This window comes from Vibrio sp. M250220, assembly GCF_036533795.1.
GTDB lineage: Bacteria > Pseudomonadota > Gammaproteobacteria > Enterobacterales > Vibrionaceae > Vibrio.
On record NZ_JATABI010000020.1, the window covers coordinates 1 to 24,805 of the forward strand.

Below are 24,805 nucleotides of genomic sequence, written 5' to 3' on the forward strand. Positions count from 1 at the left end.
CTCTCGCCTCTCGCCTCTCGCCTCTCGCCTCTCGCCTCTCGCCTCTCGCCTCTCGCCTCTCGCCTCTCGCCTCTCGCCTGCCCCTTGAATTTCCAATCCCTAAACCTCATATAATCTCTAACATTGAGATTAAAATAACTATGAGGCCCTGCTCGTGACTACCATTGTATCTGTACGTCGTAATAACAAAGTCGTCATCGCTGGTGATGGCCAAGTATCACTAGGTAACACCGTGATGAAAGGCAATGCACGAAAAGTGCGTCGTCTGTACAACAACAAAGTGCTAGCTGGCTTTGCGGGCGGTACTGCAGATGCCTTTACGCTGTTTGAAAAGTTTGAAAGTAAACTGCAAATGCATCAGGGTCATCTAACTAAAGCTGCGGTAGAGTTAGCGAAAGATTGGCGAAGTGACCGTGCCCTACGCAAACTGGAAGCTCTATTGGCTGTTGCTGATGAAACGGCTTCTTTGATCATTACTGGTAACGGTGATGTTGTTCAGCCAGAAAACGATCTGATCGCAATTGGTTCGGGCGGTAACTTTGCTCAGGCTGCGGCTACAGCTCTGCTAGAAAATACAGAATTAGATGCTCGTGAAATCGCAGAAAAGTCACTCAAGATTGCAGGTGATATCTGTGTGTTTACGAACCATTACCACACTATTGAAGAACTAGAAATTCCAGCTCAACAAGCAGCTGAATAACCAAAGATAGTGGCTAACTAATTTAAGGAAAAGATTATGTCTGAAATGACACCTCGCGAAATCGTCCATGAACTTAACCGCCATATCATTGGTCAGGACAAAGCTAAGCGATCGGTAGCGATTGCATTACGTAACCGCTGGCGTCGCATGCAGCTTGATGAAAGCCTGCGTGTAGAAGTGACACCGAAGAACATTCTGATGATTGGTCCAACGGGTGTGGGTAAAACTGAAATTGCCCGCCGTCTTGCGAAGTTGGCGAACGCACCTTTCATTAAAGTTGAAGCGACAAAATTTACCGAAGTAGGTTATGTCGGTAAAGAAGTCGAAACCATCATCCGTGACCTAACGGACGTGGCGATTAAGATGACTCATCAACAGGCAATGGAAAAAGTGAAATTCCGTGCCGAGGAGCAGGCTGAAGAGCGTATTCTTGACGCACTGCTACCGCCAGCGCGTGATGCTTGGGGGCAAAATGAGCAGCATGACGAAACTTCGTCTAACACGCGTCAGGTTTTCCGTAAAAAACTACGTGAAGGGCAGCTAGACGATAAAGAGATCGAGATCGATGTCGCAGCACCACAAATGGGTGTTGAAATTATGGCGCCTCCTGGCATGGAAGAGATGACGAATCAGCTGCAAGGCATGTTCCAGAATCTAGCCGGTGATACGAAGAAAAAGCGTAAGCTCAAAATCAAAGATGCGATGAAAGCTTTAACTGAGGAAGAAGCGGCCAAGCTTGTTAATCAAGAAGAGCTAAAGGAGCAGGCGATTTTCAACGTAGAAAACAACGGTATCGTATTTATCGATGAAATCGACAAGATCTGTAAACGTGGTGAGAGCTCGGGTCCAGATGTTTCTCGTGAAGGTGTTCAACGCGATCTCCTACCATTGATTGAAGGCAGTACGGTTTCAACCAAGCACGGTATGGTTAAGACAGACCACATTCTGTTTGTTGCTTCAGGGGCATTCCAAGTGGCAAGACCTTCAGATTTAATCCCTGAACTTCAAGGTCGTCTGCCTATTCGAGTGGAACTTGAAGCGCTGTCTAGCGATGACTTCAAACGTATCCTAACTGAGCCTAAAGCGTCTCTGACGGAGCAATACGCTGCGCTGATGAAGACAGAAGATGTCGACATCGAGTTTACGGAAGAGGGGATCATTCAAATTGCACAAGCAGCATGGACAGTGAATGAAAGAACTGAAAATATCGGTGCGCGCCGTCTACATACTGTGATGGAGCGATTAATGGATGAGATCTCATTCGAAGCGACCGATAAAGCGGGCTCCAAGCTAACGATTGATGCCGAATATGTGAAAGCGAAACTTGGTGAAACAATCGAAGATGAAGATCTAAGCCGCTTTATTCTTTAATTGAGCCACATAAAAAAGCCCGCTAACTGAGCGGGCTTTTACTTTGAGTGCTTGTTAAAGCATAAAGATAAAAATGACAGCTAGAGCAGAAATAAGACCTGCAAACGCGTAGCACGCAACTTTACCAACAATACCTGTATGGAATTTAAGATCGTGCATGCCGTGGTGAACACGGTGCATCGCATGCCACATTGGTAGTGCCAGTGTCGCGATGATAAATAGCGCGCCAATGATGCTGGTTGCAAAGTCTACAACACGTTCATAGCTTAGCGCGTCAGCACTGATCACACCGAGCGGTACCAGTACACCTAGCACCAAAATTGTGATTGGTGTGATCATTGCGAACCAAGTACCGCCTGCGCCAAACAGACCCCACCAGATTGGCTCATCAGAACGTTTAGGTGCTCTATCTACAGAGAAATTCGGTTTCATCGTTAAAGCTCCTTAAACCACGATCAAGACAATAAGTGAGATGAAAGCTACCGCCGCCCACTGAGTCAGTACAATGATCTTCTTATCGACAAGTTTACCTTTCAAGCGAATCGGCATTACTTGCGGCATCATACTGAAGAAGGTTTGAGCATGCAGTAGGCTGCCCGCTAGCGCCACGATGTTAATCGCGACGACTACTGGATTCGCCATAAAATCAAGCCAAGTTTGCCAAGCGTCAGGGCCTTTTACCAATGAACCTAAACCAACGGTTAGGAATAGAGTAAACAGGATTAGAGGCAATACAGTTGCTTCACGAAGCATGTAGAAGCGGTAAAAAGGATGATCTTTCCACCAAGTGCGTTTTACTTCACGAACGTAAGGTTTACGGTTACTCATCCTTATGCCTCCTCTGCTGTTTTCGCTGGTGTACCATCAGGCTTCAACATCGCAATAACGAAATCCATCGAAGATTCGACTTTACCTTGGTTCACTGCCGCGGCAGGGTCAACGCTCTTAGGACAAACTTCAGAACAATAACCAACAAAGGTACAGCCCCAAGCGCCGTTTTCGCCATTGATGAGTGCCATACGTTCAGCTTTACCGTTGTCACGGCTATCGAGGTTATAGCGGTGAGCAAGCGTTAGTGCTGCTGGACCAATGAACTCTGGGTTTAGACCAAATTGAGGACACGCGGCATAACATAGACCACAGTTGATACAACCAGCGAACTGCTTGTACTTCGCCATTTGTTCAGGAGTCTGGATGTTAGTCCCATCTTCTGGCTTGCGGTCGTTACCGATAATGTATGGTTTGATCGCTTCAAGGCGCTCAATGAACGGCGTCATATCAACGATAAGATCTTTCTCAATCGGGAAGTTCGCTAGTGGTTCAATCTTCACACCGTTCGGGTAGTCACGCAAGAAGCTCTTACACGCTAGCTTAGGTACACCGTTTACCATGATGCCGCATGAACCACAGATAGCCATACGACAAGACCAGCGGTATGACAGATCTTTGTCTAGGTTATCTTTGATGTAGCCTAGCGCATCAAGCGTAGACATGGTTTCATCAAACGGTACTTCAAAGGTTTGAAAGTGCGGCTCTGCGTCATGCTCAGGGTCATAGCGCAGAATCTCGACTTTTTGGATGCGATTGCCTGACATTATGCTTGCTCCTCTGCATTCTTCTCTGCTGCTTTAGCTGCTTCTTCAGCCGCTGCTTTCTCTGCTGCTTCACCGTATAGACGAGCTTTTGGCTGTGACTTAGTGATTGTCACTGTGCTGTAGTCGATTTCAGGTGCTGCATCTTCTTTGTAGAAGGCCAGAGAGTGCTTGAGGAAGTTTACATCGTCACGCTCCGTACAACCATCATCTAGACGCTGGTGGGCACCACGAGACTCTTTACGTAAGATTGCTGAGTGAACCATAGCTTCTGCTACTTCTAGGCCATAACCCACTTCGATAGCGTATAGAAGGTCAGTGTTAAACACTTTGCCCTTATCTTTGATGCTGATGCGCTTGTAACGCTCTTTTAGTTCAGTGATTTTGTCGATCGTCGCTTGCATCAGATCTTCTTGGCGGTAGATACCACAGCCCGCTTCCATGGTGTGACCCATTTCAGTACGGATTGTTGCCCAGTTCTCATCACCTTCTTGGTTCATCAGAGCGGCAATACGTTCTTCAACCGCTTTAACTTGAGCTGCGATGGACTCTTCGTTCCAGCCTTTGAATTCAGCCGCACGTTTCACAGCTTGCTCACCCGCTACACGACCGAATACCACAAACTCAGCCAGTGAGTTTGAACCTAAACGGTTCGCACCATGCAGACCTACAGACGCACACTCACCGACGGCGAACAGACCTTTAATGCGTGTTTCACATTCGCCGTTAGTCTCAATACCACCCATGGTGTAGTGCACGGTTGGACGAATTGGGATTGGTTCTTTTGCTGGGTCTACGTTTACGTAAGCTTTAGCCAGTTCACAGATGAACGGTAGACGTTCTTGAAGGTACTCTTCACCCAAGTGGCGAAGGTCTAGGTGCACCACGTCACCCAGAGGGTGCTTGATGGTGTTGCCTTTTTGTTGTTCATGCCAGAAAGCTTGAGAAACTTTGTCACGTGGACCCAGTTCCATGTATTTGTTCTTCGGTTGACCAACTGGAGTCTCAGGTCCCATACCGTAATCTTGTAGGTAACGGTAGCCGTTCTTGTTAACGATAATACCGCCTTCACCACGACAGCCTTCCGTCATTAGGATGCCTGTACCTGGTAGACCGGTTGGGTGGTATTGAACGAACTCCATATCACGTAGAGGTACGCCGTGGCGGTAAGCCATTGCCATACCATCACCCGTAACGATACCGCCGTTCGTATTACAGTGGTAAACGCGGCCAGCCCCACCAGTAGCTAGAACAACCGATTTGGCTTTGATCGTAACCAATTCACCTTCTGACATGTGAATCGCGATAAGACCCTGAACCTCGCCTTCATCGACAAGAAGGTCTACCACAAAATATTCATCAAAACGTTTGATGTTTTGGTACTTCATCGAGGTTTGGAACAAAGTGTGAAGCATATGGAAGCCAGTCTTATCGGCAGCAAACCATGTACGTTCAACCTTCATACCGCCAAAGCGACGAACGTTAACTTCACCGTTCTCTTTTCGGCTCCATGGGCAGCCCCACTGTTCCATTTGAATCATTTCGCGAGTTGCGTTCTTCACGAAGTACTCAACAACATCCTGTTCACAAAGCCAGTCACCACCACCAACGGTATCGTTGAAATGGTTGTCTAGGCTATCTTCATCCTTGATAACTGCGGCTGAGCCACCTTCTGCAGCGACCGTATGGGAACGCATTGGATAAACTTTAGAAATCAGTGCAACTTCTAAGTCAGGGTTTGCTTCAGCTGCTGCAATAGCAGTGCGAAGACCAGCGCCGCCTGCGCCGATCACTGCGATATCTGTGGTGATAATTTGCACAGTTATCCTCCAGTGTGAAAATGCGGAATAGTCCGCTTGTTATAATTAATTGGGGAATGCCCCAAAAGTGGTAGGGCTAGTGTAGAAGAGCTACATGGCAGAAAAATTGATGTATTTGGGTTTTTGCTCCGGTAATGCATATAAGAGCATAAAATTTATAGGTTATGTGATTGCAATCACGGCAAAGAAGGTTTGCTCTTCTTAGATTGCACCGTGTTTTGTTAAATGACTGTTGCATAACATTTGATTGATTGATAACAGGCTGGCGGCGAATGTTTTCTGTGCTGTAATACGACAAATGCTTGCTTCAAAAATAAGCAGAGTGGTGTGTTGTGCAGAGTACAAATGTCGACGTTTATTGCTAGGAAAAGTCGGATAAACTTGATACTTTCTCGCCAGATTAACCCAAAGAGAGTTTTCCAATGAACCACGACTGGCAGCCAACTGCTTCAATTGAACAGCTTCGTCAACGTGCTGATCTAGTGAGTCAGATTCGTCAATTCTTTAGTGCCCGAGATGTATTGGAAGTCGATACACCCGCGATGAGTCATGCCACCGTCACCGATATTCATCTGCATACTTTTCAAACAGAGTTTGTCGGCCCTGGTTATGCCGATGGTAGCAAACTCTATTTTATGACCAGTCCAGAATTTCACATGAAACGCCTACTGGCAGCGGGTAGTGGCTGTATCTATCAGATTAATAAAGCTTTTCGCAATGAAGAAAATGGTCGTTACCATAATCCGGAGTTTACTATGCTGGAGTGGTATCGCGTGGGTTTTGACCACCATAAATTGATGGATGAGATGGACGATTTGCTACAACTTGTTCTCAAATGTGGCCAAGCTGAGCGCATGACCTACCAGCAAGCCTTCATCAATGTACTTGGAGTGTGCCCTTTAGAAAGTACGATGGGTGATCTGAAGGAGGTTGCAGCCAAGTTGGGTTTAAGGGATATCGCTGAACCAGAACAGGATAGGGATACGCTTCTCCAACTGCTGTTCAGTGTGGGTGTGGAAGCTAAGATTGGCCAAAATGTCCCTGCTTTTGTTTACGATTTTCCAGCGTCACAAGCGGCATTGGCAAAAATCAATGCGGAAGATCCAAGAGTGGCGGATCGTTTCGAGGTTTACTTTAAAGGTATCGAACTGGCGAATGGCTTCCATGAGCTCGACAATCCGAGTGAACAACTAAAACGCTTCGAATCAGACAATGCTAAGCGAATAGAGATGGGGCTCAGCCCACAGCCGATCGACTACCATCTTATTGCCGCTCTGAAATCGGGGCTGCCAGAATGTGCTGGAGTCGCCTTAGGCATTGATCGCTTAATTATGCTTGCGATCAGCTGTGATCATATTGATCAGGTGACGGCATTTCCGTTTCCAATTGCGTAGCGAAAAGTGCAACAGATTCTTATTCTGAGTGTAATTGGCTCGCTTAGGCATCTTAACCTCGCTATACTTCCAATCTGAATTTTTAGCCTAGGGCAGTCACACATTGTTGGAAATGTGGGCGGTTCTATCATCAAAGAGCACAGGACATGCAAGAGTACATCGCATTTTTTCAAGAGAACATGATTCTATCTTTGGTATGGGTGGGTCTATTAGTCGCCCTTATCATGAACATTGTTAAATCATCTACTGCCGCTTACAAAGAGATTACAGCTGCACAAACGACACAACTTATGAACCGTGAAAATGGTGTAGTTGTTGATATTCGTAGTAAAGATGAGTACCGCAAAGGGCATATTACGGATGCAGTTCACATTTTGCCGTCTGATATCAAGGTTGGTAACTTGGGTAGCCTTGAAAGCCACAAATCCGCCCCAATCATTGTAGTATGCAAGACAGGTCAAACGGCTCAAGAGAGTGCTAATCTTCTTGCCAAAGCAGGCTTTGAAAACGTCAACCTGCTTAAAAATGGTTTGATTGCTTGGAGTGAAGCCAACATGCCTTTGGTTAAAGGTAAAAAGTAAATTAACTCGCTAATACCTTAAACGCTGATTGAAAAATCAGCGTTTGTCTTAGAGAGATGTGAACAGTTCCACGAAAATCATTGGAAACCTAGTCATTCCCAACTCTCTCGGTTAACCTCCAAGCAGATATTTTATTGCAGGATTAAAGGATTTTTTAAAATGGCTGAAGCAGCACCACAACAAGAAGCGCAAAACTTCGCAATCCAACGCATCTTCCTTAAAGATGTTTCTTTTGAAGCTCCAAACTCACCTAGCATGTTCCAAAAAGACTGGAACCCAGATGTTAAACTGGATCTAGATACTCAAAGCCGTGAACTTGGTGAAGGTGTTTATGAAGTGGTTCTTCGTCTAACAGTGACAGTGAAGAACGCAGAAGAAACAGCGTTCCTATGTGAAGTTCAGCAAGGTGGTATTTTCACTGCTGAGAAAATGGAAGCAGGCCAGCTAGCACATTGTTTAGGTGCATTCTGCCCGAACATCCTATTCCCATATGCGCGTGAGACGATCTCAAGCTTAGTCGTTAAAGGTACGTTCCCTCAACTAAACTTAGCACCAGTTAACTTTGACGCTCTGTTTATGAACTACCTACAGCAGCAAGCTCAGCAAGAAGGCCAAGCTGAAGCATAATCAGTGAGACCTCTGATCAGTCAGAGGTATGGTATAAAATGCACAGAGTGTCTTGCACAAGATACGATGTGCATTTTTTGTTTTAAGTGCCAGTTACTGGGTTTTTGTTACTAATTTCTAAACGCTAGAGAGTAGTAACAAGATTCTAGTCAACCTAATGACAATCAGGCGGAACAATGAAAGACAACACCAACAATGCTTACGGTAAAGAAATTGCAATGACAGTCCTAGGTGCTGGCTCATACGGCACTTCACTTGCAATTTCACTCGCGCGAAATGGTGCGAACGTAATCATTTGGGGCCACGAACCAGAACATATGGCTCGTCTAGAAGCCGACCGAGCTAATCACGAGTTTTTACCTGGGATTGAATTCCCAGATTCACTGATCGTTGAATCCGATTTAAAAAAAGCGGTTCAAGCGAGTCGCGATCTTTTGGTGGTCGTTCCAAGCCATGTGTTTGGTATTGTGCTGAATAACGTCAAGCCATACCTGCGTGAAGACTCTCGAATTTGCTGGGCGACGAAAGGTTTGGAGCCAGAAACGGGTCGGCTACTTAAAGATGTAGCAAATGAAGCGCTTGGTGAAGGGTACTCGTTAGCAGTCCTTTCAGGTCCTACCTTTGCTAAAGAGTTGGCGATGGGAATGCCGACTGCCATTTCTGTGGCTTCTCCTGATGCTGATTTTGTTATCGATCTTCAAGAGAAAATTCATTGCAGTAAGACGTTTCGAGTTTATGCCAACAGTGACTTTATCGGCATGCAATTAGGTGGTGCGGTTAAGAACGTGATTGCGATTGGTGCAGGCATGTCTGATGGTATCGGCTTTGGTGCCAATGCGCGTACAGCACTCATCACCCGTGGTCTTGCTGAAATGACACGTCTTGGTGCTGCGCTAGGTGCTCAACCAGAAACCTTTATGGGTATGGCTGGTCTTGGTGATCTTGTTCTGACCTGTACCGATAACCAGTCGCGCAACCGTCGCTTTGGTTTAGCGTTAGGTCAGGGTAAAGATGTCGATACGGCACAGCAAGAAATTGGTCAAGTAGTGGAAGGTTACCGCAATACCAAGGAGGTCTACCTATTGGCTGAGCGTATGGGCGTAGAGATGCCGATTGTTGACCAAATTTATCAAGTATTGTATCAAGGAAAGGATGCCAACTTGGCGGCCAAAGATTTACTTGCCCGAGATAAGAAAGCGGAAGCATAAGAGAACGACAGCAACACTGGATTTGTATCTAGATACTAGGGATTCAGTTCTAGGAAACGACATGAAACAATGTGAGAAACAGAAGGTATGGCACACCATTGTGAAGGAAGCACGTGAGCTTTCTGAGCAAGAGCCAATGTTAGCCAGCTTTTATCATGCGACTATTATTAAGCATGATAGCCTAAGCGCAGCGCTTAGCTATATTTTGGCAAACAAGCTAAATACGGCTTCTATGCCTGCAATGGCGGTTAGGGAAGTGGTAGAAGAAGCGTTGAATGCTGATCCGAGTATCAGCTCAGCAGCGGCCTGTGATATCTGCGCTACTGTTACTCGAGATCCTGCTGTTGCTATGTACTCAATGCCACTGCTCTATTTAAAAGGCTACCACGCGCTTCAGGGGTATCGAGTTGCCAACTGGCTATGGAAGCAGGGGCGTATCGCTTTAGCAACCTATCTACAAAATCAAATTTCTGTTGCGTGTCAGGTTGATATCCACCCAGCGGCTAAGATTGGCTATGGCATCATGCTTGACCATGCCACTGGGATCGTCATTGGTGAAACAGCTGTTGTTGAGAACGATGTGTCGATTCTTCAGGATGTTACGTTGGGCGGGACAGGTAAAGAGTGTGGCGATCGCCATCCTAAAATCCGTGAAGGTGTCATGATTGGTGCGGGTGCCAAAATACTGGGTAATATTGAAGTGGGCGAAGGGGCGAAGATTGGTTCTTGCTCGGTCGTGCTTCAACCAGTGCCAGCCCATACAACCGTTGCTGGTGTACCTGCTAAGATTGTGGGTCGCCCAACAACCGATAAACCGTCGTTGGATATGGATCAGCAATTTAACGGCAAGTCGCAAAGTTTTATCGGTGGCGATGGGATATAGCGTTAAGAACGCTTCGTTCCGAGTTTGGGCTTGATTAATTAAATTTTAAAGAAAAGGGTTGGCACTAGGTGCCAACCCTTAAATTTTTCTCACTTCTCGGTTACGCTAGCGTATCCAATTCAGTCAGTACTTCTTGAGCCCACTCAACCCATGCTTGGCGAATCAGTAGGTTTCTGCGAAGCGTTAGACGCTCTAGACGTTGCTGCTTATCAAGTGTTGATGGCGTTGAGTAGTAAGCGTTTTCAATCTCTTGATAGTGAGCAACGAGCTTACGTGACTCTTCAACAAGTTCACCTAGCTGGGTACGGAATGGCGCAGAAGGTTGCACGGCACAAGCCATCAGCTTTGCAGAGAACTCGTCACGAACCGTTGGGTGTGCGGTTGGTTGGTCGAACCATTCACCAAGAGTGGTGCGGCCCGAATCAGTAATTGAGTAAACCTTACGGTCTGGTTTTCCTTCTTGGGGTTCAAGAACACAAGTAACAAGATTGTTCTGAGCCATCTTACTAAGCTCACGGTACACTTGCTGGTGGCTCGCCTTCCAGAAGTAACCAATAGTCGCTGAAAATTCTTTAGTGATATCGTATCCAGTAGCGTCGCGCGTGCTTAATACGGTCAAGATAACGTGTGGTAATGACATGTCTTCAATCCAAATGGTCAATAAACTACAAAACTTAACCACTTCTTACTGTCGTGCTTCTAAAGGCATTCATTATCAGTATTTAAAGTGGCACCAACAAAGTTGGTCATGTCACCTAAAAAAGCCGTTTATCACCTAGGATCGATAAAAAGATTATCGAAAGCTGCAGTCTGTAGATTATATATAGTTAACCGCAACGGTTGAGTAGTATATCTAAATAATAAGCATAAAGTAGAATAGAAGGGCAAAATATCCCAAAAAAGTTATAAATGACTGCTTTGAATTTGTTTTGTGGGATATTTATCTTTGTTGTGATTGCTAATGTCTCTCGGGTGACATTATTTGCTATCAAAGAAAAGGTTGGTGTGATGACACCAACCTTTAACTGTGAGGGTTAGCCCGTGTTTCGCATACCCGCAGCAATACCCGCTATCGTAACCATCAGCGCTTCTTCCAGTTCTGGAGCGGCTTCTTGATCTTGACGAGTGCGGTAAAGCAGTTCTGCTTGCAGCATGTTCAATGGTTCAACATAGATGTTACGTAAGCGGATGGACTCTTGTCCCCAAGGGTCACTTTGCATCAGGTTCTCGTTGTTCTCTACATTAAGCACTGCTTTGATATCTTTTTGCAGTTGTTCACGTAGACGATCACCCAGTGGCAGTAGTTTAGGGTCTACCAAGCGTTCATCATAGTAACGAGAAATTTCCATATTGCACTTAGTGTAAACCATCTCAAGCATACCAAGACGTGTAGAGAAGAATGGCCATTCGCGACACATTTCCTCTAATAGCGCTTGATGTCCTTTGTCTACGGAGTATTGAATTGCCTCACCTGCACCTAGCCATGCTGGAAGGACAAGACGGTTTTGACTCCAAGAGAAAATCCATGGAATCGCACGTAGGCTTTCTACGCCACCGTTAGGATTACGTTTAGCTGGTCGAGAACCAAGCGGTAACTTACCCAGTTCCAACTCTGGCGTTGCTTGACGGAAGTAAGGCACAAAATCTGGCTCGCCACGAACGATGTTTCGGTATGCTTCACAGCTGACCTCTGACAAGACGTTCATCAAATCACGCCATTCTTGTTTTGGCTCTGGTGGTGGTAGTAGGTTTGCCTCAAGGATTGCACTTGCATAGAGGCTAAAGCTATTGACAGCAACTTCTGGAAGCCCAAGCTTGAAGCGAATCATTTCGCCTTGCTCTGTCACACGCAGACCGCCTTTTAGACTCTTTGGTGGTTGAGAAAGTAGTGCTGCATGCGCTGGTGCGCCACCGCGACCAATAGTACCGCCTCGGCCATGGAATAGGGTCAGTTCGACGCCCTCATCTTCAGCCACTTTTACAAGAGATTCCATAGCATGGTATTGAGCCCAGCCAGCAGACATCACGCCTGCGTCTTTAGCCGAATCTGAATAACCGATCATGACCATTTGATGGTTTTGAATAAAGCCACGGTATAGGTCGATGCCCATCAATTGTTTGATGACAGACTCTGCGTTGTTTAAGTCGTCTAAAGTTTCAAACAATGGACAAACGTCCATACGATAAGGACAACCCGATTCTTGTAGCAACAGGTGAACGGCGAGTACATCGGAAGCGGTACGAGCCATCGAAATGACATAGGCACCGAAAGCTTCACGAGGTTGAAGGGCGATGATATTACACGTGTCCAAAACCTCTTGAACGGCTTCAGATGGCTGCCAATCGCGTGGTAGTAGTGGACGTTTAGAGGCTAACTCGTTAGTTAGAAAAGCAATCTTATCTTGCTCGCTCCAATGGTTGTAATCACCAATACCTAGGTAGCGAGTCAGCTCAGACAATACATCTGAATGACGGGTACTTTCTTGACGAATATCGAGACGAACTAGATGGACACCAAAAGCTTTGATTCGGCGTAGGGTATCGAGTAATGAACCGTCAGCAATGATACCCATGCCACATTCGTGTAGGGATTGGTAACAGGCGTAGAGAGGTTCCCACAACTGTTCGACACGTTGCAGCGGCGCTTTGACGGCCAGTTTTTGACCATGAATCTTGGCGTCGAGAATCTCTTTGGTTTCGTTTAACAGCTCTCGAAGTTGCTTCAGTACAGCACGGTAAGGTTCATGTTCATCGTCACCCGCGAGTGCACGAACCGCGTCGTTACATTTGGTCATCGACAATTCGCTAACCAGCTCGTTGATATCGCCTAGATAGAGATCGGCCGCTTTCCAACGTGAGAGCAGTAATACTTCACGAGTAATGGTATGGGTGACAAATGGGTTACCATCTCGGTCACCGCCCATCCATGATGAGAAGTGCACTGGTCGTGCATCAATAGGTAGCCCTTCGCCTAGATAGCCTTCCAAACGTTGGTCTAGTTCTCTTAAGAAATCAGGTACCGCTTCCCATAATGAGTTTTCAACCACTGCAAAGCCCCATTTGGCCTCATCAAGTGGTGTTGGGCGCTGTTGACGGATGGTATCCGAGTGCCAACTTTGTGCGATTAACTGCTCAAGACGACGTTCCGTTTTTTGGCGCTCTTTAACGGATAGATCACTCAGTTCAAGTTTAGAAAGGCACTTGTTGATCTTAATCAGCTTGTGAATCATGGTTCGACGAGTGATTTCAGTAGGATGCGCGGTTAGTACCAACTCAATGTTTAGATCGCGTACAGCTTGGGCTGTATCAAGTTTACTGATGTCGTTTTGAGCCAGTTTTGAGAAAAGCGTATTGATAGCGTCTGGTTCGCATACATGAGCATCACAGTGACGTGAAATCGTATGGTACTGCTCTGCCATGTTAGTTAGGTTTAGAAATTGGTTGAATGCATGAGCAACTGGAGTCAGTTGATCATTTGGCAGGCTTTTTATTTCATCAATTAAGCTTTTTCTATCTTGCTGATTGCCTGCGAGGGCGGACTTGGAAAGTTTACGAATGGTTTCTACTTTCTCTAGAAGTACGTCACCATGTGCGTCCTTGATGGTGTTGCCGAGCAAGTGTCCTAGCATGCTCACATTGCTTCTGAGCGCAGAGTATTTCTCGTTCATTATCTTCCTGCCTTGTAAAAAAATTACATCCAATGTTTCTTTGTTAGGTAGACAATCTAGCGAAAAATATCGCTGCGAGTCAAATACTGTAGGCTAAGTTTGCAAATATTGTGCAAATGAATGTAACGCCCCAAGATGCATGCGATTGACTAATTATGTTGAAAATTTATTACAAAAACGGACTTTCTGCTTTGAATTGCTAGAAAACTTCGTGCCGATAATCCAGTTCAAAGCGTTCTCAAACAAAAAGGGTTGGCGTAACGCGCCAACCCTTCAATTTATCCGCATCCACTATTCAAGAGCGATTGCTTCTTCTTTGCCTCTAAAAACAATACTTATGCATCGCTTTTGACAAAACATCGATCGTTGGATCAATAAACTCGAACGCGAGGAATTCATCCGGTTGGTGCGCTTGATCGATTGACCCCGGCCCTAGAACGAGAGTCGGGCAGAGTTGTTGCAGGAAAGGCGCTTCTGTGCAGTAGTTGACAGTTTGAGATTCGAGCCCACAGATCTCTTCCACACCACCAATAAATGGGTGGTCATGCTGACATTCATAACCCGGAATGGGTTCATGAAGTGGAGTAATGCTGATTCGGCCAGGCCACTTAGCTTCAACTTCTTTAAGTGCGCCGCGCAACATATTGTCCAAACCGTCTAAACTGATGCCCGGTAAAGGACGTACATCATAATGTAGTTCGCAACAACCACAGATGCGGTTCGCACTGTCGCCACCATGAATATGACCAAGGTTAAGAGTGGGACTAGGGATAGCAAAACCTGGATGGTGGTACTCTTTGATCAATTTATCGCGTAGCTGCATTAGTGCAAACAGAACTTCATGCATGATCTCAATCGCATTCACACCTAATGAAGGATCTGAAGAGTGCCCGGATTTCCCCGTAACTCGCACGGCATTGGCGACATGGCCTTTGTGACCTCGGATAGGTACTAAGCTGGTTGGCTCACCAATAATGCAGTAGTCCGGTTTAAACGGTGCATTCTCAGTAAAGTGGCGTGCACCCAGCATGGTTGTCTCTTCATCACAGGTTGCCAGTATATAAAGAGGCTTGGTCTGTTTACTCCAATCGACTTTTTTTACGGCTTCTATAATAAAGGCGAAAAAGCCCTTCATATCTGCCGTACCTAAACCATAGAAGCGATTGTTTGCTTCAGTTAACGCGTGAGGTTCAAAATTCCATCGCCCTTGATCGAATGGCACGGTATCGCTGTGACCCGCGAGTAGCAGTCCACCTTCTCCACTGCCTTTCTTGGCAATTAGATTGAGTCTCCCTTCTTCGACGGTTGTGACTTCGACGCTGAAGCCGACATCCTTTAGCCATCCTGCTAATTTTTCAATGACTTTGGCGTTGCCTTCATCCCAACTTGGGTCTGTCGAGCTAATAGAAGAGGTGGAAATCAGGCCGCTGTAGACCTCAAGAAAACTTGGTAATTTCATATTTAGTTTACATTCCCTGTTGACAGAGTACGGTTAAGAAGGTAAAAAACATATTAAATCACTTTTATTGAATAAAAAACCAATAAAAGCGAAATTAATTAAATTTATAGTCACTCATTGAGTGGTGATTTTAGGTCGAATTGGATGTCTCAGATGCTTAAAGCCACAATCATAGGCGCAAGCGGTTATACCGGAGCAGAGCTTGCTCTGATGGTGCACAAACACCCTGAACTTACGCTATCAGGTTTGTATGTTTCCGCCAATAGCTTAGATGCGGGGAAATGCATCTCGCAATTACACGGTAAGTTAGCTGGGATTATTAGTCAGTCTGTACTTCCTCTTACTGATGTTGAAGCTGTCGCAATTGAAAGTGATGTGGTGTTTTTAGCGACCGCGCATGAAGTCAGCCACGACCTGGCCCCTCTTTTTCTTGCTCAAGGCTGTCAGGTCTTCGACTTGTCTGGCGCTTTCCGTGTAAAGAAAGAAGGGTTTTATAACCAGTTTTACGGTTTTGAGCATCAGCATGAATCTTGGCTAGATAACTCGGTTTATGGCTTAGCGGAATGGAACGATGACGGAATCAAGCAGTGTCAGCTTATCGCTGTTCCTGGTTGTTACCCAACAGCGTCTCAATTGGCAATTAAACCGTTATTGGAAGCGGGTCTTGTTGATGAGAGTCAGTGGCCAGTGATCAATGCGACTAGCGGTGTCTCTGGAGCGGGTAGAAAGGCAACCATGACCAATAGCTACTGCGAAGTGAGCTTACAGCCTTACGGTGTATTTAATCATCGTCATCAGCCAGAAATTGCTAGCCACTTAGGTCGTGAGGTGATTTTCACACCGCATCTTGGCAACTTTAAACGCGGGATACTTGCCACGATCACGCTCAAACTTGCTCAAAATGTGACAGAGCAGCAGGTCGCTCAAGCATTTCATGCAGCTTATGAAAATAAGCCGGCAGTGCGTCTCACCGTTGACGTGCTACCAAGTATTCAAAATGTAGAAAATACACCTTTCTGCGATATCGGCTGGAAGGTTCAAGGTGAGCACATCATCGTAGTCTCTGCGATTGATAACTTACTAAAAGGTGCATCAAGTCAAGCGATGCAATGTTTAAACATCCACTACGGATTTCCAGAGTTAACTGCCCTTATTTAGGCAAATACGCTTAAGCAAGTAGGTAAAGGGACGAGTAATGACAGATAACAAATCAACTCCATTAGTGATCAAATTAGGCGGTGCTGCACTGTCTTGTACTGAGACTCTTAGCCAGATATTTGGCGCAATTGCGAATTATCAAAAGCAGGCTCAGCGACGAATTGTGATCGTCCACGGAGGGGGTTATCTGGTGGACGATCTAATGGCTGCCCTACAACTTAAAACAGTGAAAAAGGACGGACTAAGAGTCACTCCTTACGATCAAATTGGAGTGATTACCGGTGCTTTGGCAGGCACGGCAAACAAGATGCTACAAGGTCAGGCGATTAAAGATGGGCTGAATGCGGTCGGTCTAAGCCTTGCGGATGGCGGGCTATGCCATGTTGAAGAGCTCGATCCTGAGTTGGGTGCGGTTGGCAAAGCAACCCCAGGCGACTCAACCGTGCTTCAAGCTGTTCTTGCCGCTGGCGCTTTGCCAATCATTAGCTCGATCGGCTTAACAGCAAATGGTCAGATGATGAATGTGAATGCCGATCAAGCGGCAGTTGCTGTCGCAGGTGCTCTCGACGCTGAGTTAGTTCTGCTATCAGACGTGAGTGGTGTTCTCGATGGAAAAGGTCATTTGATCAAGAGCCTCGATGAAAAGCAAGCACAGAGCTTAATTCAAGGGCATGTGATCACTGACGGTATGATCGTCAAAGTGAACGCTGCACTTGAAGCTGCGAACGATTTAGGTCGACCAATTGAAGTTGCGACTTGGCGTTACCCAGACAAGCTGGTTGATCTGTTTGCCGGACAAAGCATCGGAACTCAGTTCTTACCTAAGCAATAAACCAATGAATTAGCTGCAACGCATGTAGCGGTGCAGCCAAAAAAAACAATCAGGATGTAACCCGTAGCACTGACCGCCAAGCGCAGAGCCGGGATTTTGGAGAAAAGAAAGATGAGCAAAGTTCAAGTAAATAAAGTTGTTGTCGCATACTCTGGCGGTCTGGATACTTCAGTCATTATTCCGTGGCTAAAAGAGAACTATGACTGTGAAGTTATCGCATTTGTCGCAGATGTTGGCCAAGGTGCAGAAGAGCTAGAAGGTATCGAAGCAAAAGCAAAAGCTTCTGGTGCATCTGAGTGTTATATCGCGGATCTAAAAGAAGAGATGGTCGCGGAATACATTTATCCAACGCTTAAAACGGGCGCTTACTACGAAGGTAAGTACTTACTAGGAACCTCAATGGCGCGTCCGATCATTGCTAAGGCTCAGGTAGAAGTAGCACGTAAAGTAGGTGCGGATGCACTGTGTCACGGTTGTACTGGTAAAGGTAATGACCAAGTTCGTTTTGAAGGAGCATTCGCCGCTCTAGCACCGGATTTGCACGTTATCGCACCTTGGCGTGAGTGGGATCTTGTTAGCCGTGAAGAGTGTCTTGACTACCTCGCTGAGCGTAATATTCCGTGTACCGCATCATTAACGAAAATTTATTCACGTGATGCAAACGCATGGCATATCTCAACCGAAGGTGGTGTTCTTGAAGAGACTTGGAATGCGCCGAATGAAGATTGCTGGGTTTGGACCGTTGATCCAGAGCAAGCGCCAAACGAAGCGGAATATGTCACGCTAAAAGTTGAAAAAGGCGAAGTGGTTGCTGTTGATGGTGAAACAATGACGCCATACAACGCACTGGTTTACCTAAATGAAAAAGGTGCTAAACACGGTGTAGGGCGTATTGATATCGTCGAGAACCGTTTGGTTGGTATGAAGTCACGCGGTTGTTACGAAACTCCAGGGGGCACTATCATGATGGAAGCACTACGTGCAGTAGAGCAACTGGTGCTGGATAAAACATCATTTGAGTTCCGTGAAGAGCTAGGCCTAAAAGCATCTCATCTAGTGTACGACGGCCGTTGGTTCACACCGCTATGTAAATCGATTCTCGCTGCATCAGAAGAGCTGGCTCAGGACGTGAACGGTGAAGTAGTGGTTAAACTATACAAAGGTCAAGCGACAGTGACTCAAAAGCGTTCAGACAACAGCCTATACTGTGAGAAGTTTGCGACCTTCGGTGAAGACGAAGTGTACGATCAAAGCCACGCGGAAGGCTTCATTCGTCTCTACTCGCTATCAAGCCGTATTCGTGCGCTGAATAGCCAGAAAAAATAATTGAGATATGCATTAACAGTTAGAGCCCATTTGGTATCCAAATGGGCTTTTTACGTATATGTTCATCGCAGATGAGTGATAGATTTTGTCGTGAATAAATATGTAAAAATAATGAATTAATACTTTATTTTTGTTGGGTTTTGCCGTAACTTTGATTCATCATAAAAACTGAATCAGATTCAGAGTCATTTTAAGCAATATAGCTACTAGCACAAATAGTGAGCAAGGTAATCAGGAGAAACGCGATGGCATTATGGGGCGGAAGATTTACCCAAGCGGCAGATACGAGATTCAAAGACTTTAACGACTCATTGCGCTTCGATTACCGACTAGCTGAACAAGATATTGTAGGGTCAATCGCTTGGTCTAAGGCTCTGATGTCTGTTGGCGTGCTGAGTGAAGAAGAGCAGCAGAAGCTCGAACTGGCATTGAATGAACTCAAGCTAGAGGTGATGGAAGACCCACACCAAATTTTGCGCTCAGATGCGGAAGACATCCACTCTTGGGTTGAGCAGCAGTTGATTGGCAAAGTGGGAGACTTAGGTAAAAAGCTCCACACTGGTCGTTCGCGTAACGATCAGGTCGCAACCGACTTAAAGCTATGGTGTCGTCAACAAGGGCAGCAGTTACTTATGGCGCTTGATCGTCTTCAAGCTCAGATGGTATCGGTAGCGAAACTACATCAGGATACGGTTCTTCCTGGCTATACCCATCTACAACGTGCTCAGCCAGTGACCTTTGCTCATTGGTGTTTGGCGTATGTTGAAATGTTCGAGCGTGACTACTCGCGCTTACATGATGCGATTACCCGTCTTGATACCTGTCCATTAGGTTCAGGTGCGCTAGCAGGCACGGCTTATCCGATCGATCGTGAAGTGTTAGCGCATAATCTGGGTTTCCGCAGAGCAACACGTAACTCTCTTGATTCAGTTTCCGATCGTGACCATGTTATGGAGCTGATGTCTGTCGCCTCTATTTCGATGCTGCATTTGTCTCGCCTTGCTGAAGATATGATCTTTTACAACTCGGGTGAGTCTAACTTTATCGAATTGGCTGATACCGTCACCTCTGGCTCATCACTGATGCCACAGAAGAAAAACCCTGATGCTCTTGAATTGATTCGTGGCAAAACCGGTCGTGTTTACGGTTCATTGGCAGGCATGATGATGACGGTTAAAGCTCTGCCTCTTGCGTACAACAAAGATATGCAGGAAGACAAAGAAGGCTTGTTCGATGCGCTCGATACGTGGAACGATTGTATGGAGATGGCTGCACTCTGCTTTGACGGCATCAAGGTAAATAAAGAACGTACGCTTGAAGCGGCCAAGCAAGGCTATGCGAATGCGACTGAGTTGGCTGACTATTTGGTCGCGAAAGGGATCCCATTCCGTGAAGCTCACCATATTGTTGGTGTGGCTGTCGTGGGTGCGATTGCTAAAGGCAGTGCTCTAGAAGAGCTCTCTATCGCTGAGCTCAAAGAGTTTTCAGACGTTATCGAAGAGGATGTATACAGTATTCTGACCATCGAGTCGTGCTTAGAAAAACGCAGCGCTTTAGGTGGGGTTTCACCTAAGCAGGTTGCCTATGCGGTTGAGCAGGCCGAAGGGCGTTTGATTAAACGTGATACCTCCGCAGTGAAGGTGAGACCTGCACGTCTGACGGATATTGAAGCATTGGAAGGTATGGTGGCTTACTGGGCGAATATGGGTGAAAACTTACCGCGTTCACGTAGCGAACTTGTGCGTGATATTGGCTCATTTGCTGTCGCGGAACATCATGGGGAAGTGACTGGTTGTGCATCCCTTTATGTGTATGACTCGGGTTTAGCTGAAATTCGCTCATTAGGTGTTGAAGCTGGCTGGCAAAAACAGGGACAAGGCAGTGCGATTGTTCAGTATTTGGTAGAAAAAGCCCGTTTGATGGCAATCAAAAAAGTGTTTGTTCTAACGAGAACACCAGAGTTCTTTATGAAGCAGGCCTTCTTGCCGACATCGAAGTCATTATTGCCTGAGAAGGTACTAAAAGATTGCGATCAATGTCCAAGGCAACACGCTTGTGACGAAGTGGCACTTGAAGTCAATTTGGTTGAGCAAGCCATTGCACGCGTCAGCGTCGCGTAAGTAATTGAATCTGAATGTATCAAAAAAAGATCAAAAAAGATCGTTCTTTTTTGGAACAAATAAGATTAAGCAGAGTCTATAAAAATACCACTGCTTTTTCTTAGAAGAATCTAAGAAGGCCCCAAACCAGATATTGGTTTTGGGGCTTTTTCTTTTTTAGCGTCTCGCTAAATTTGATTGGCTCGAGCACTTCGCTGTTATGGTGCTACTCTTTGCCATTGCGTTTTCGCCATGGAAGGATCACAAAGCGCATCCAAAGGTGCAGGAAGAGTAGACCGTTGAAAGCAAAACCAGCCAAAATAAGCGCGATCGATTCGATAGTTTTCGGGTTATCTTTAAACGCAAACCACCATACAATCCAACATAAAACAGAAAGCACAGAGAGTTGATCGATACATCTTTGGCAGCGGCCAAGTTTTTTCCAAAACCATTGGCTGTTTTTACAATACTGGCATGTCATGCTGGTGGCTTATTAGTGAGCGTATTGAGTGGTTTATATCCTAACCCAGAGAGAACGTGCTGTTCCACAACCAGATACAAAAAAGCGAGCCATTTAGGCTCGCTTTTGATTTTGGATTAGCAGCCTGGGCCGCAATCTAGACAGTGTTTGATCATCTCTGGACCTAGATGTAGTTTAGCGTTTAGGTCACGTAAGGCTGTGCGTACACCCTCTTCGATCACCGGATGATAGAAAGGCATATCTAACATCTCAGACACAGTCATTTTATTCTGGTGTGCCCAGGCTAGCAGGTGAGCTAGGTGCTCTGCATTCGGTCCCATCATCTCAGCACCGAGGAAGCGACCAGTACCCTGTTCTCCGTATACGTGAAGGATGCCTTTATTGCGTAACATAACGCGAGATCGACCTTGGTTTTCAAATGAAACTTCACCCGTCGCGAAACAGCCACAATTACCTAAACGTGTGGTTAGCTGCTTATAGGTCTCACCAACCATTGCGATTTGTGGGTCAGAGAAGACGGCTGATATTGGTGAACGACGCAGGCCTGCACGAATATCTGGGAAACGACCTGCGTTATCCCCTGCGATACGCGCTTGATCTGCTGCTTCGTGCAGCAATGGAATTTGGTTGCTGGCATCTCCAGCAATAAAGATGCTCTCTACTGACGTTTGCAGCGTGTAATATTCAGCGGTTGGAACGCCACGCTCATCCAGCTCTAGAGTGGTATTCTCCAAGCCTAGTTTATCAACGTTTGGTCGACGTCCAGTGGCTGCCAATACATAGTCAACGATAAAGCTTTCCAATTCACCATCTTGATTAATAAAGAGAATTTCAACTTTGTCTGTGCCGTCAATACGCTTCATGCTTTCGATTTTAACGTCCGCATCCAAGTAAAACTCTTGCTTGAAGGCTTTATCTGCGTAAGCCATGACTTCAGGGTCAGTGATTGGGCCTACTTGACCACCAAGACCAAACAGCTTCACGTTGACACCTAAACGATGCAGCGCTTGTCCAAGTTCAAGACCAATAACACCAGGGCCAAATACAGCAACAGCTTGAGGAAGATCATCCCAGTCAAACACATCGTCATTAATGATGAGACGATCCCCGAGTTCGTTCCAAACCGCAGGGTATGCTGGACGTGAACCCGTCGCGATAACAATACGTTTCGCGTGGATCTGAGTATGGTCATCGACGATCAAGGTGTTGTTGTCGATAAATTTTGCGTAACCAGCAATCTTGTCTTCTGCTGGGATCTCATCGACACCTTCCAGTACAAAGCCTACAAAACGGTCACGTTCACGTTTTACACGATCCATCACTTCGCGGCCGTTAATCACGATTTCGCCTTGAGGATGAACACCAAAACCTGGTGCTTTTTCGATTTGGTGAACGCTTTCAGCCGCAGCAATCAATAGCTTCGAAGGCATACAACCTACGCGAGCACAAGTGGTGCCGTATGGGCCGCCTTCAATCATCACAACGCTGTTTGTATGTGCTTTTGCTGCGCGGTATGCGCCTAAACCTGCTGTACCACCACCAATAACGGCAACATCGACATTTAACTGTTTCATAATTGGGTCTCGCTTTTTACTCCAAGCGTTTCCGAGTGAGAAAGCTTGAGGATTTGAATCTATGTTTGTATCAATCTGGATAAGTCGTGGGACTGCCCTGAGACAACGACTTATCAAGACTGGGGAGGAGTAGAATTTAGGTGTCCCCCGCACCGCAGTGGCACGGGAGACCGAGGGTTTTATTAGCCTAGGTAAGCTTCTAGCTCTTCGCTGCCACCGATGTGTTTACCACCGATGAAAACTTGAGGAACTGTAGAGCGGCCAGTGACTGCACGTAGACTTACTGTTGTCGCATCTTTACCCAAAACCACTTCTTCATACTGAAGACCGTGGTCAATCAGGTTTTGTTTCGCTTTCGCACAGAATGGGCAGCCTGGTTTAGTAAACACAGTGATAGATTCTTGTGTTTTGTAGTCAGGAGCGATGTACGCAAGCATTGTGTCAGCGTCAGAGACTTTGAACGGGTCACCTGGTTCGTTTGGTTCGATGAACATTTTTTCTACTACGCCATCTTTAACCAGCATGCTGTAGCGCCATGAACGTTTGCCGAAGCCAAGGTCGTTTTTGTCAACTAGCATACCCATACCGTCTGTGAACTCACCGTTACCGTCAGGAATGAAGGTAATATTTTCTGCTTCCTGATCCTGTTTCCATGCGTTCATAACGAATGTGTCATTGACCGATACACATAGGATTTCATCAACACCATGCTCTTTGAATACAGGGAACAACTCATTGTAACGAGGTAGGTGGCTTGATGAACAAGTCGGAGTAAACGCACCAGGTAGGCTGAATACTAATACAGTCTTACCTTTAAATAGCTCATCAGTGGTTACGTTAACCCATGCATCACCTTGACGAGTTGGGAAAGTAACTTGTGGTACGTTTTGACCTTCTTTAGATGCAAACATATTTGTTTCCTTTTGATTTTATGTAATTTGGTGGTAAGTCTTATCAGTGCTTTCACTGTGCTCCGTTTCGATGAAGCTATTATTAAAAAAATCCTTTGATAGCTCTAATCGTTTGATGCTATGGTTTTGATAGATAATTTCTATCTACTAGGATGGAGAAACAACCAATTATGAATATTCGAGATTTTGAGTATTTAGTCGCGCTCGCTGAGCACAAACATTTTCGTAAAGCTGCTGAGGCGTGTTTCGTCAGTCAACCTACGTTGAGTGGTCAGATCCGCAAACTAGAAGATGAATTAGGAGCGGCCCTACTGGAAAGGAGCAGCCGCAGGGTACTGTTTACCGACGCGGGGTTGCAATTGGTTGACCAAGCAAAGCGAATTCTCGCAGAGGTGAAAACCTTTAGAGATATGGCCAGTGGTCAAGCTGGTGAGATGGTCGGGCCAATGCATATCGGTTTTATTCCGACAGTCGGACCTTATCTGCTGCCTAAAATCGTCCCTATGCTAAAAGAGCGTTTTCCGGATTTAGAACTGTTTCTACATGAGGCTCAAACGCATCAATTGGTGCGCCAGCTAGAGGATGGCAAACTTGACTGTCTTGTTCTGGCGGCTGTGACAGAAACGGCGCCTTTCAAGGAGATTGAGATCTACAATGAGCCACTGAGTGTCGCTGTTCCTTGTGGCCATGAATGGGCTGATCTTGATGAACTTGATATGTTGGAACTCAATGGCAAAACTGTGCTGGCATTGGGTGATGGCCACTGCCTACGTGATCAGGCCTTGGGCTTTTGTTTTGCCGCAGGTGCGAAAGATGACGAGCGCTTTAAAGCAACCAGTTTGGAAACTCTGAGAAACATGGTTGCCGCAGGCGCGGGAATTACACTCTTGCCTGAGCTGTCATTGCCAAAAGAGAAGCAGAAGGATGGCGTTTGCTACGTTAAGGCGATCAATCCTGTGCCTTCACGTAGTATCGTGTTGGCTTACCGCCCAGGGTCTCCCTTAAGAGCTCGTTTCGAGCAGATTGCTGAAGCCATCGCACATCAGTTAGCGCAATCGCAGGCGTAGAATACTGAGATAAAAAAAGAGGTTGATGTCTGCACATCAACCTCTTTTTTATTG

22 protein-coding genes are annotated in these 24,805 nt (G+C 46.0%); 12 read left to right on the plus strand and 10 right to left on the minus strand.

Annotated elements, in window-relative coordinates:
- Nucleotides 1–154: 154 nt before the first annotated feature.
- Nucleotides 155–700: an ATP-dependent protease subunit HslV gene (gene hslV, locus QTN94_RS09145; protein WP_269378378.1), complete on the plus strand. Its 546-nt coding sequence runs from the start codon at nucleotides 155–157 to the stop codon at nucleotides 698–700.
- A 36-nt stretch (nucleotides 701–736) separates the two neighbouring features.
- Nucleotides 737–2,071 (plus strand): HslU--HslV peptidase ATPase subunit, encoded by a 1,335-nt coding sequence (hslU, locus tag QTN94_RS09150; protein ID WP_331427478.1) that lies wholly within the window; start codon nucleotides 737–739, stop codon nucleotides 2,069–2,071.
- A gap of 54 nt (nucleotides 2,072–2,125) precedes the next feature.
- On the opposite strand, the gene frdD is transcribed toward hslU, so the two are convergent.
- Genes frdD through frdA form a run of 4 tightly spaced genes read right to left on the minus strand, consistent with a single transcriptional unit; the run spans nucleotide 2,126 to nucleotide 5,483 of the window.
- On the minus strand, nucleotides 2,126–2,503 hold the full coding sequence (gene frdD, locus QTN94_RS09155; protein ID WP_138973547.1) for a fumarate reductase subunit FrdD: 378 nt from the start codon (nucleotides 2,501–2,503) through the stop codon (nucleotides 2,126–2,128).
- A gap of 12 nt (nucleotides 2,504–2,515) precedes the next feature.
- Entirely contained in the window at nucleotides 2,516–2,899 is a 384-nt protein-coding gene (frdC, locus tag QTN94_RS09160; RefSeq protein ID WP_331418545.1) for a fumarate reductase subunit FrdC, read from the minus strand.
- A gap of 2 nt (nucleotides 2,900–2,901) precedes the next feature.
- Entirely contained in the window at nucleotides 2,902–3,666 is a 765-nt protein-coding gene (locus QTN94_RS09165) for a succinate dehydrogenase/fumarate reductase iron-sulfur subunit (RefSeq protein WP_138973545.1), read from the minus strand.
- Complete coding sequence (gene frdA / locus QTN94_RS09170; protein ID WP_331427479.1) at nucleotides 3,666–5,483, minus strand: fumarate reductase (quinol) flavoprotein subunit; 1,818 nt, start codon at nucleotides 5,481–5,483, stop codon at nucleotides 3,666–3,668. The genes QTN94_RS09165 and frdA overlap by 1 nt, the downstream gene beginning before the upstream one ends.
- 422 nt (nucleotides 5,484–5,905) lie before the next feature.
- Between frdA and epmA the strand changes: the two genes are divergently transcribed.
- From epmA to cysE, 5 genes are all read left to right on the plus strand, one after another.
- Nucleotides 5,906–6,877 (plus strand): elongation factor P--(R)-beta-lysine ligase, encoded by a 972-nt coding sequence (gene epmA, locus QTN94_RS09175; RefSeq protein ID WP_331427480.1) that lies wholly within the window; start codon nucleotides 5,906–5,908, stop codon nucleotides 6,875–6,877.
- A 146-nt stretch (nucleotides 6,878–7,023) separates the two neighbouring features.
- Entirely contained in the window at nucleotides 7,024–7,458 is a 435-nt protein-coding gene (locus QTN94_RS09180; RefSeq protein WP_331418548.1) for a rhodanese-like domain-containing protein, read from the plus strand.
- 159 nt (nucleotides 7,459–7,617) lie between these two features.
- Entirely contained in the window at nucleotides 7,618–8,085 is a 468-nt protein-coding gene (gene secB / locus QTN94_RS09185; protein ID WP_138971081.1) for a protein-export chaperone SecB, read from the plus strand.
- A gap of 176 nt (nucleotides 8,086–8,261) precedes the next feature.
- Nucleotides 8,262–9,293 carry an NAD(P)H-dependent glycerol-3-phosphate dehydrogenase gene (gene gpsA / locus QTN94_RS09190; protein ID WP_331427481.1) on the plus strand — a complete coding sequence of 344 codons (1,032 nt, stop codon included), beginning with the start codon at nucleotides 8,262–8,264 and terminating at the stop codon, nucleotides 9,291–9,293.
- Nucleotides 9,294–9,354: 61 nt separating this feature from the next.
- On the plus strand, nucleotides 9,355–10,176 hold the full coding sequence (cysE, locus tag QTN94_RS09195) for a serine O-acetyltransferase (RefSeq protein WP_138971079.1): 822 nt from the start codon (nucleotides 9,355–9,357) through the stop codon (nucleotides 10,174–10,176).
- Nucleotides 10,177–10,276: 100 nt separating this feature from the next.
- On the opposite strand, the gene QTN94_RS09200 is transcribed toward cysE, so the two are convergent.
- From QTN94_RS09200 to argE, 3 genes are all read right to left on the minus strand, one after another.
- Nucleotides 10,277–10,816 carry a PadR family transcriptional regulator gene (locus tag QTN94_RS09200; protein WP_331418549.1) on the minus strand — a complete coding sequence of 180 codons (540 nt, stop codon included), beginning with the start codon at nucleotides 10,814–10,816 and terminating at the stop codon, nucleotides 10,277–10,279.
- 394 nt (nucleotides 10,817–11,210) lie between these two features.
- Nucleotides 11,211–13,844, minus strand: a complete 2,634-nt coding sequence (ppc, locus tag QTN94_RS09205) for a phosphoenolpyruvate carboxylase (RefSeq protein WP_269378369.1) — start codon at nucleotides 13,842–13,844, stop codon at nucleotides 11,211–11,213.
- A gap of 322 nt (nucleotides 13,845–14,166) precedes the next feature.
- Nucleotides 14,167–15,303: an acetylornithine deacetylase gene (argE, locus tag QTN94_RS09210; RefSeq protein WP_331427482.1), complete on the minus strand. Its 1,137-nt coding sequence runs from the start codon at nucleotides 15,301–15,303 to the stop codon at nucleotides 14,167–14,169.
- Nucleotides 15,304–15,456: 153 nt separating this feature from the next.
- Here argE and argC point away from each other — a divergent pair, with 153 nt between their 5' ends.
- The 4 genes from argC to argH all read left to right on the plus strand — a co-directional run bounded on the left by argC (nucleotide 15,457) and on the right by argH (nucleotide 20,739).
- Nucleotides 15,457–16,461, plus strand: coding sequence for an N-acetyl-gamma-glutamyl-phosphate reductase (gene argC, locus QTN94_RS09215; RefSeq protein WP_331427483.1), 1,005 nt, complete (start codon nucleotides 15,457–15,459; stop codon nucleotides 16,459–16,461).
- Between the two features lie 37 nt (nucleotides 16,462–16,498).
- Nucleotides 16,499–17,293: an acetylglutamate kinase gene (gene argB, locus QTN94_RS09220; protein WP_331417652.1), complete on the plus strand. Its 795-nt coding sequence runs from the start codon at nucleotides 16,499–16,501 to the stop codon at nucleotides 17,291–17,293.
- Nucleotides 17,294–17,404: 111 nt separating this feature from the next.
- A complete protein-coding gene (locus QTN94_RS09225; RefSeq protein WP_138971075.1) occupies nucleotides 17,405–18,619 on the plus strand; it encodes an argininosuccinate synthase in 1,215 nt (404 codons plus the stop codon).
- A gap of 245 nt (nucleotides 18,620–18,864) precedes the next feature.
- Nucleotides 18,865–20,739 (plus strand): argininosuccinate lyase, encoded by a 1,875-nt coding sequence (argH, locus tag QTN94_RS09230; protein ID WP_331427484.1) that lies wholly within the window; start codon nucleotides 18,865–18,867, stop codon nucleotides 20,737–20,739.
- Between the two features lie 205 nt (nucleotides 20,740–20,944).
- Here argH and QTN94_RS09235 read toward each other — a convergent pair whose 3' ends face one another.
- The 3 genes from QTN94_RS09235 to QTN94_RS09245 form a co-directional block, all read right to left on the minus strand.
- Nucleotides 20,945–21,199 (minus strand): DUF3624 domain-containing protein, encoded by a 255-nt coding sequence (locus QTN94_RS09235; RefSeq protein ID WP_331417654.1) that lies wholly within the window; start codon nucleotides 21,197–21,199, stop codon nucleotides 20,945–20,947.
- A 116-nt stretch (nucleotides 21,200–21,315) separates the two neighbouring features.
- Nucleotides 21,316–22,773: a dihydrolipoyl dehydrogenase gene (locus tag QTN94_RS09240; protein ID WP_331417655.1), complete on the minus strand. Its 1,458-nt coding sequence runs from the start codon at nucleotides 22,771–22,773 to the stop codon at nucleotides 21,316–21,318.
- Nucleotides 22,774–22,955: 182 nt separating this feature from the next.
- Complete coding sequence (locus tag QTN94_RS09245) at nucleotides 22,956–23,684, minus strand: redoxin family protein (RefSeq protein ID WP_269378362.1); 729 nt, start codon at nucleotides 23,682–23,684, stop codon at nucleotides 22,956–22,958.
- 170 nt (nucleotides 23,685–23,854) lie between these two features.
- Between QTN94_RS09245 and oxyR the strand changes: the two genes are divergently transcribed.
- A complete protein-coding gene (oxyR, locus tag QTN94_RS09250; protein WP_331417656.1) occupies nucleotides 23,855–24,751 on the plus strand; it encodes a DNA-binding transcriptional regulator OxyR in 897 nt (298 codons plus the stop codon).
- Nucleotides 24,752–24,805 lie beyond the last annotated feature (54 nt).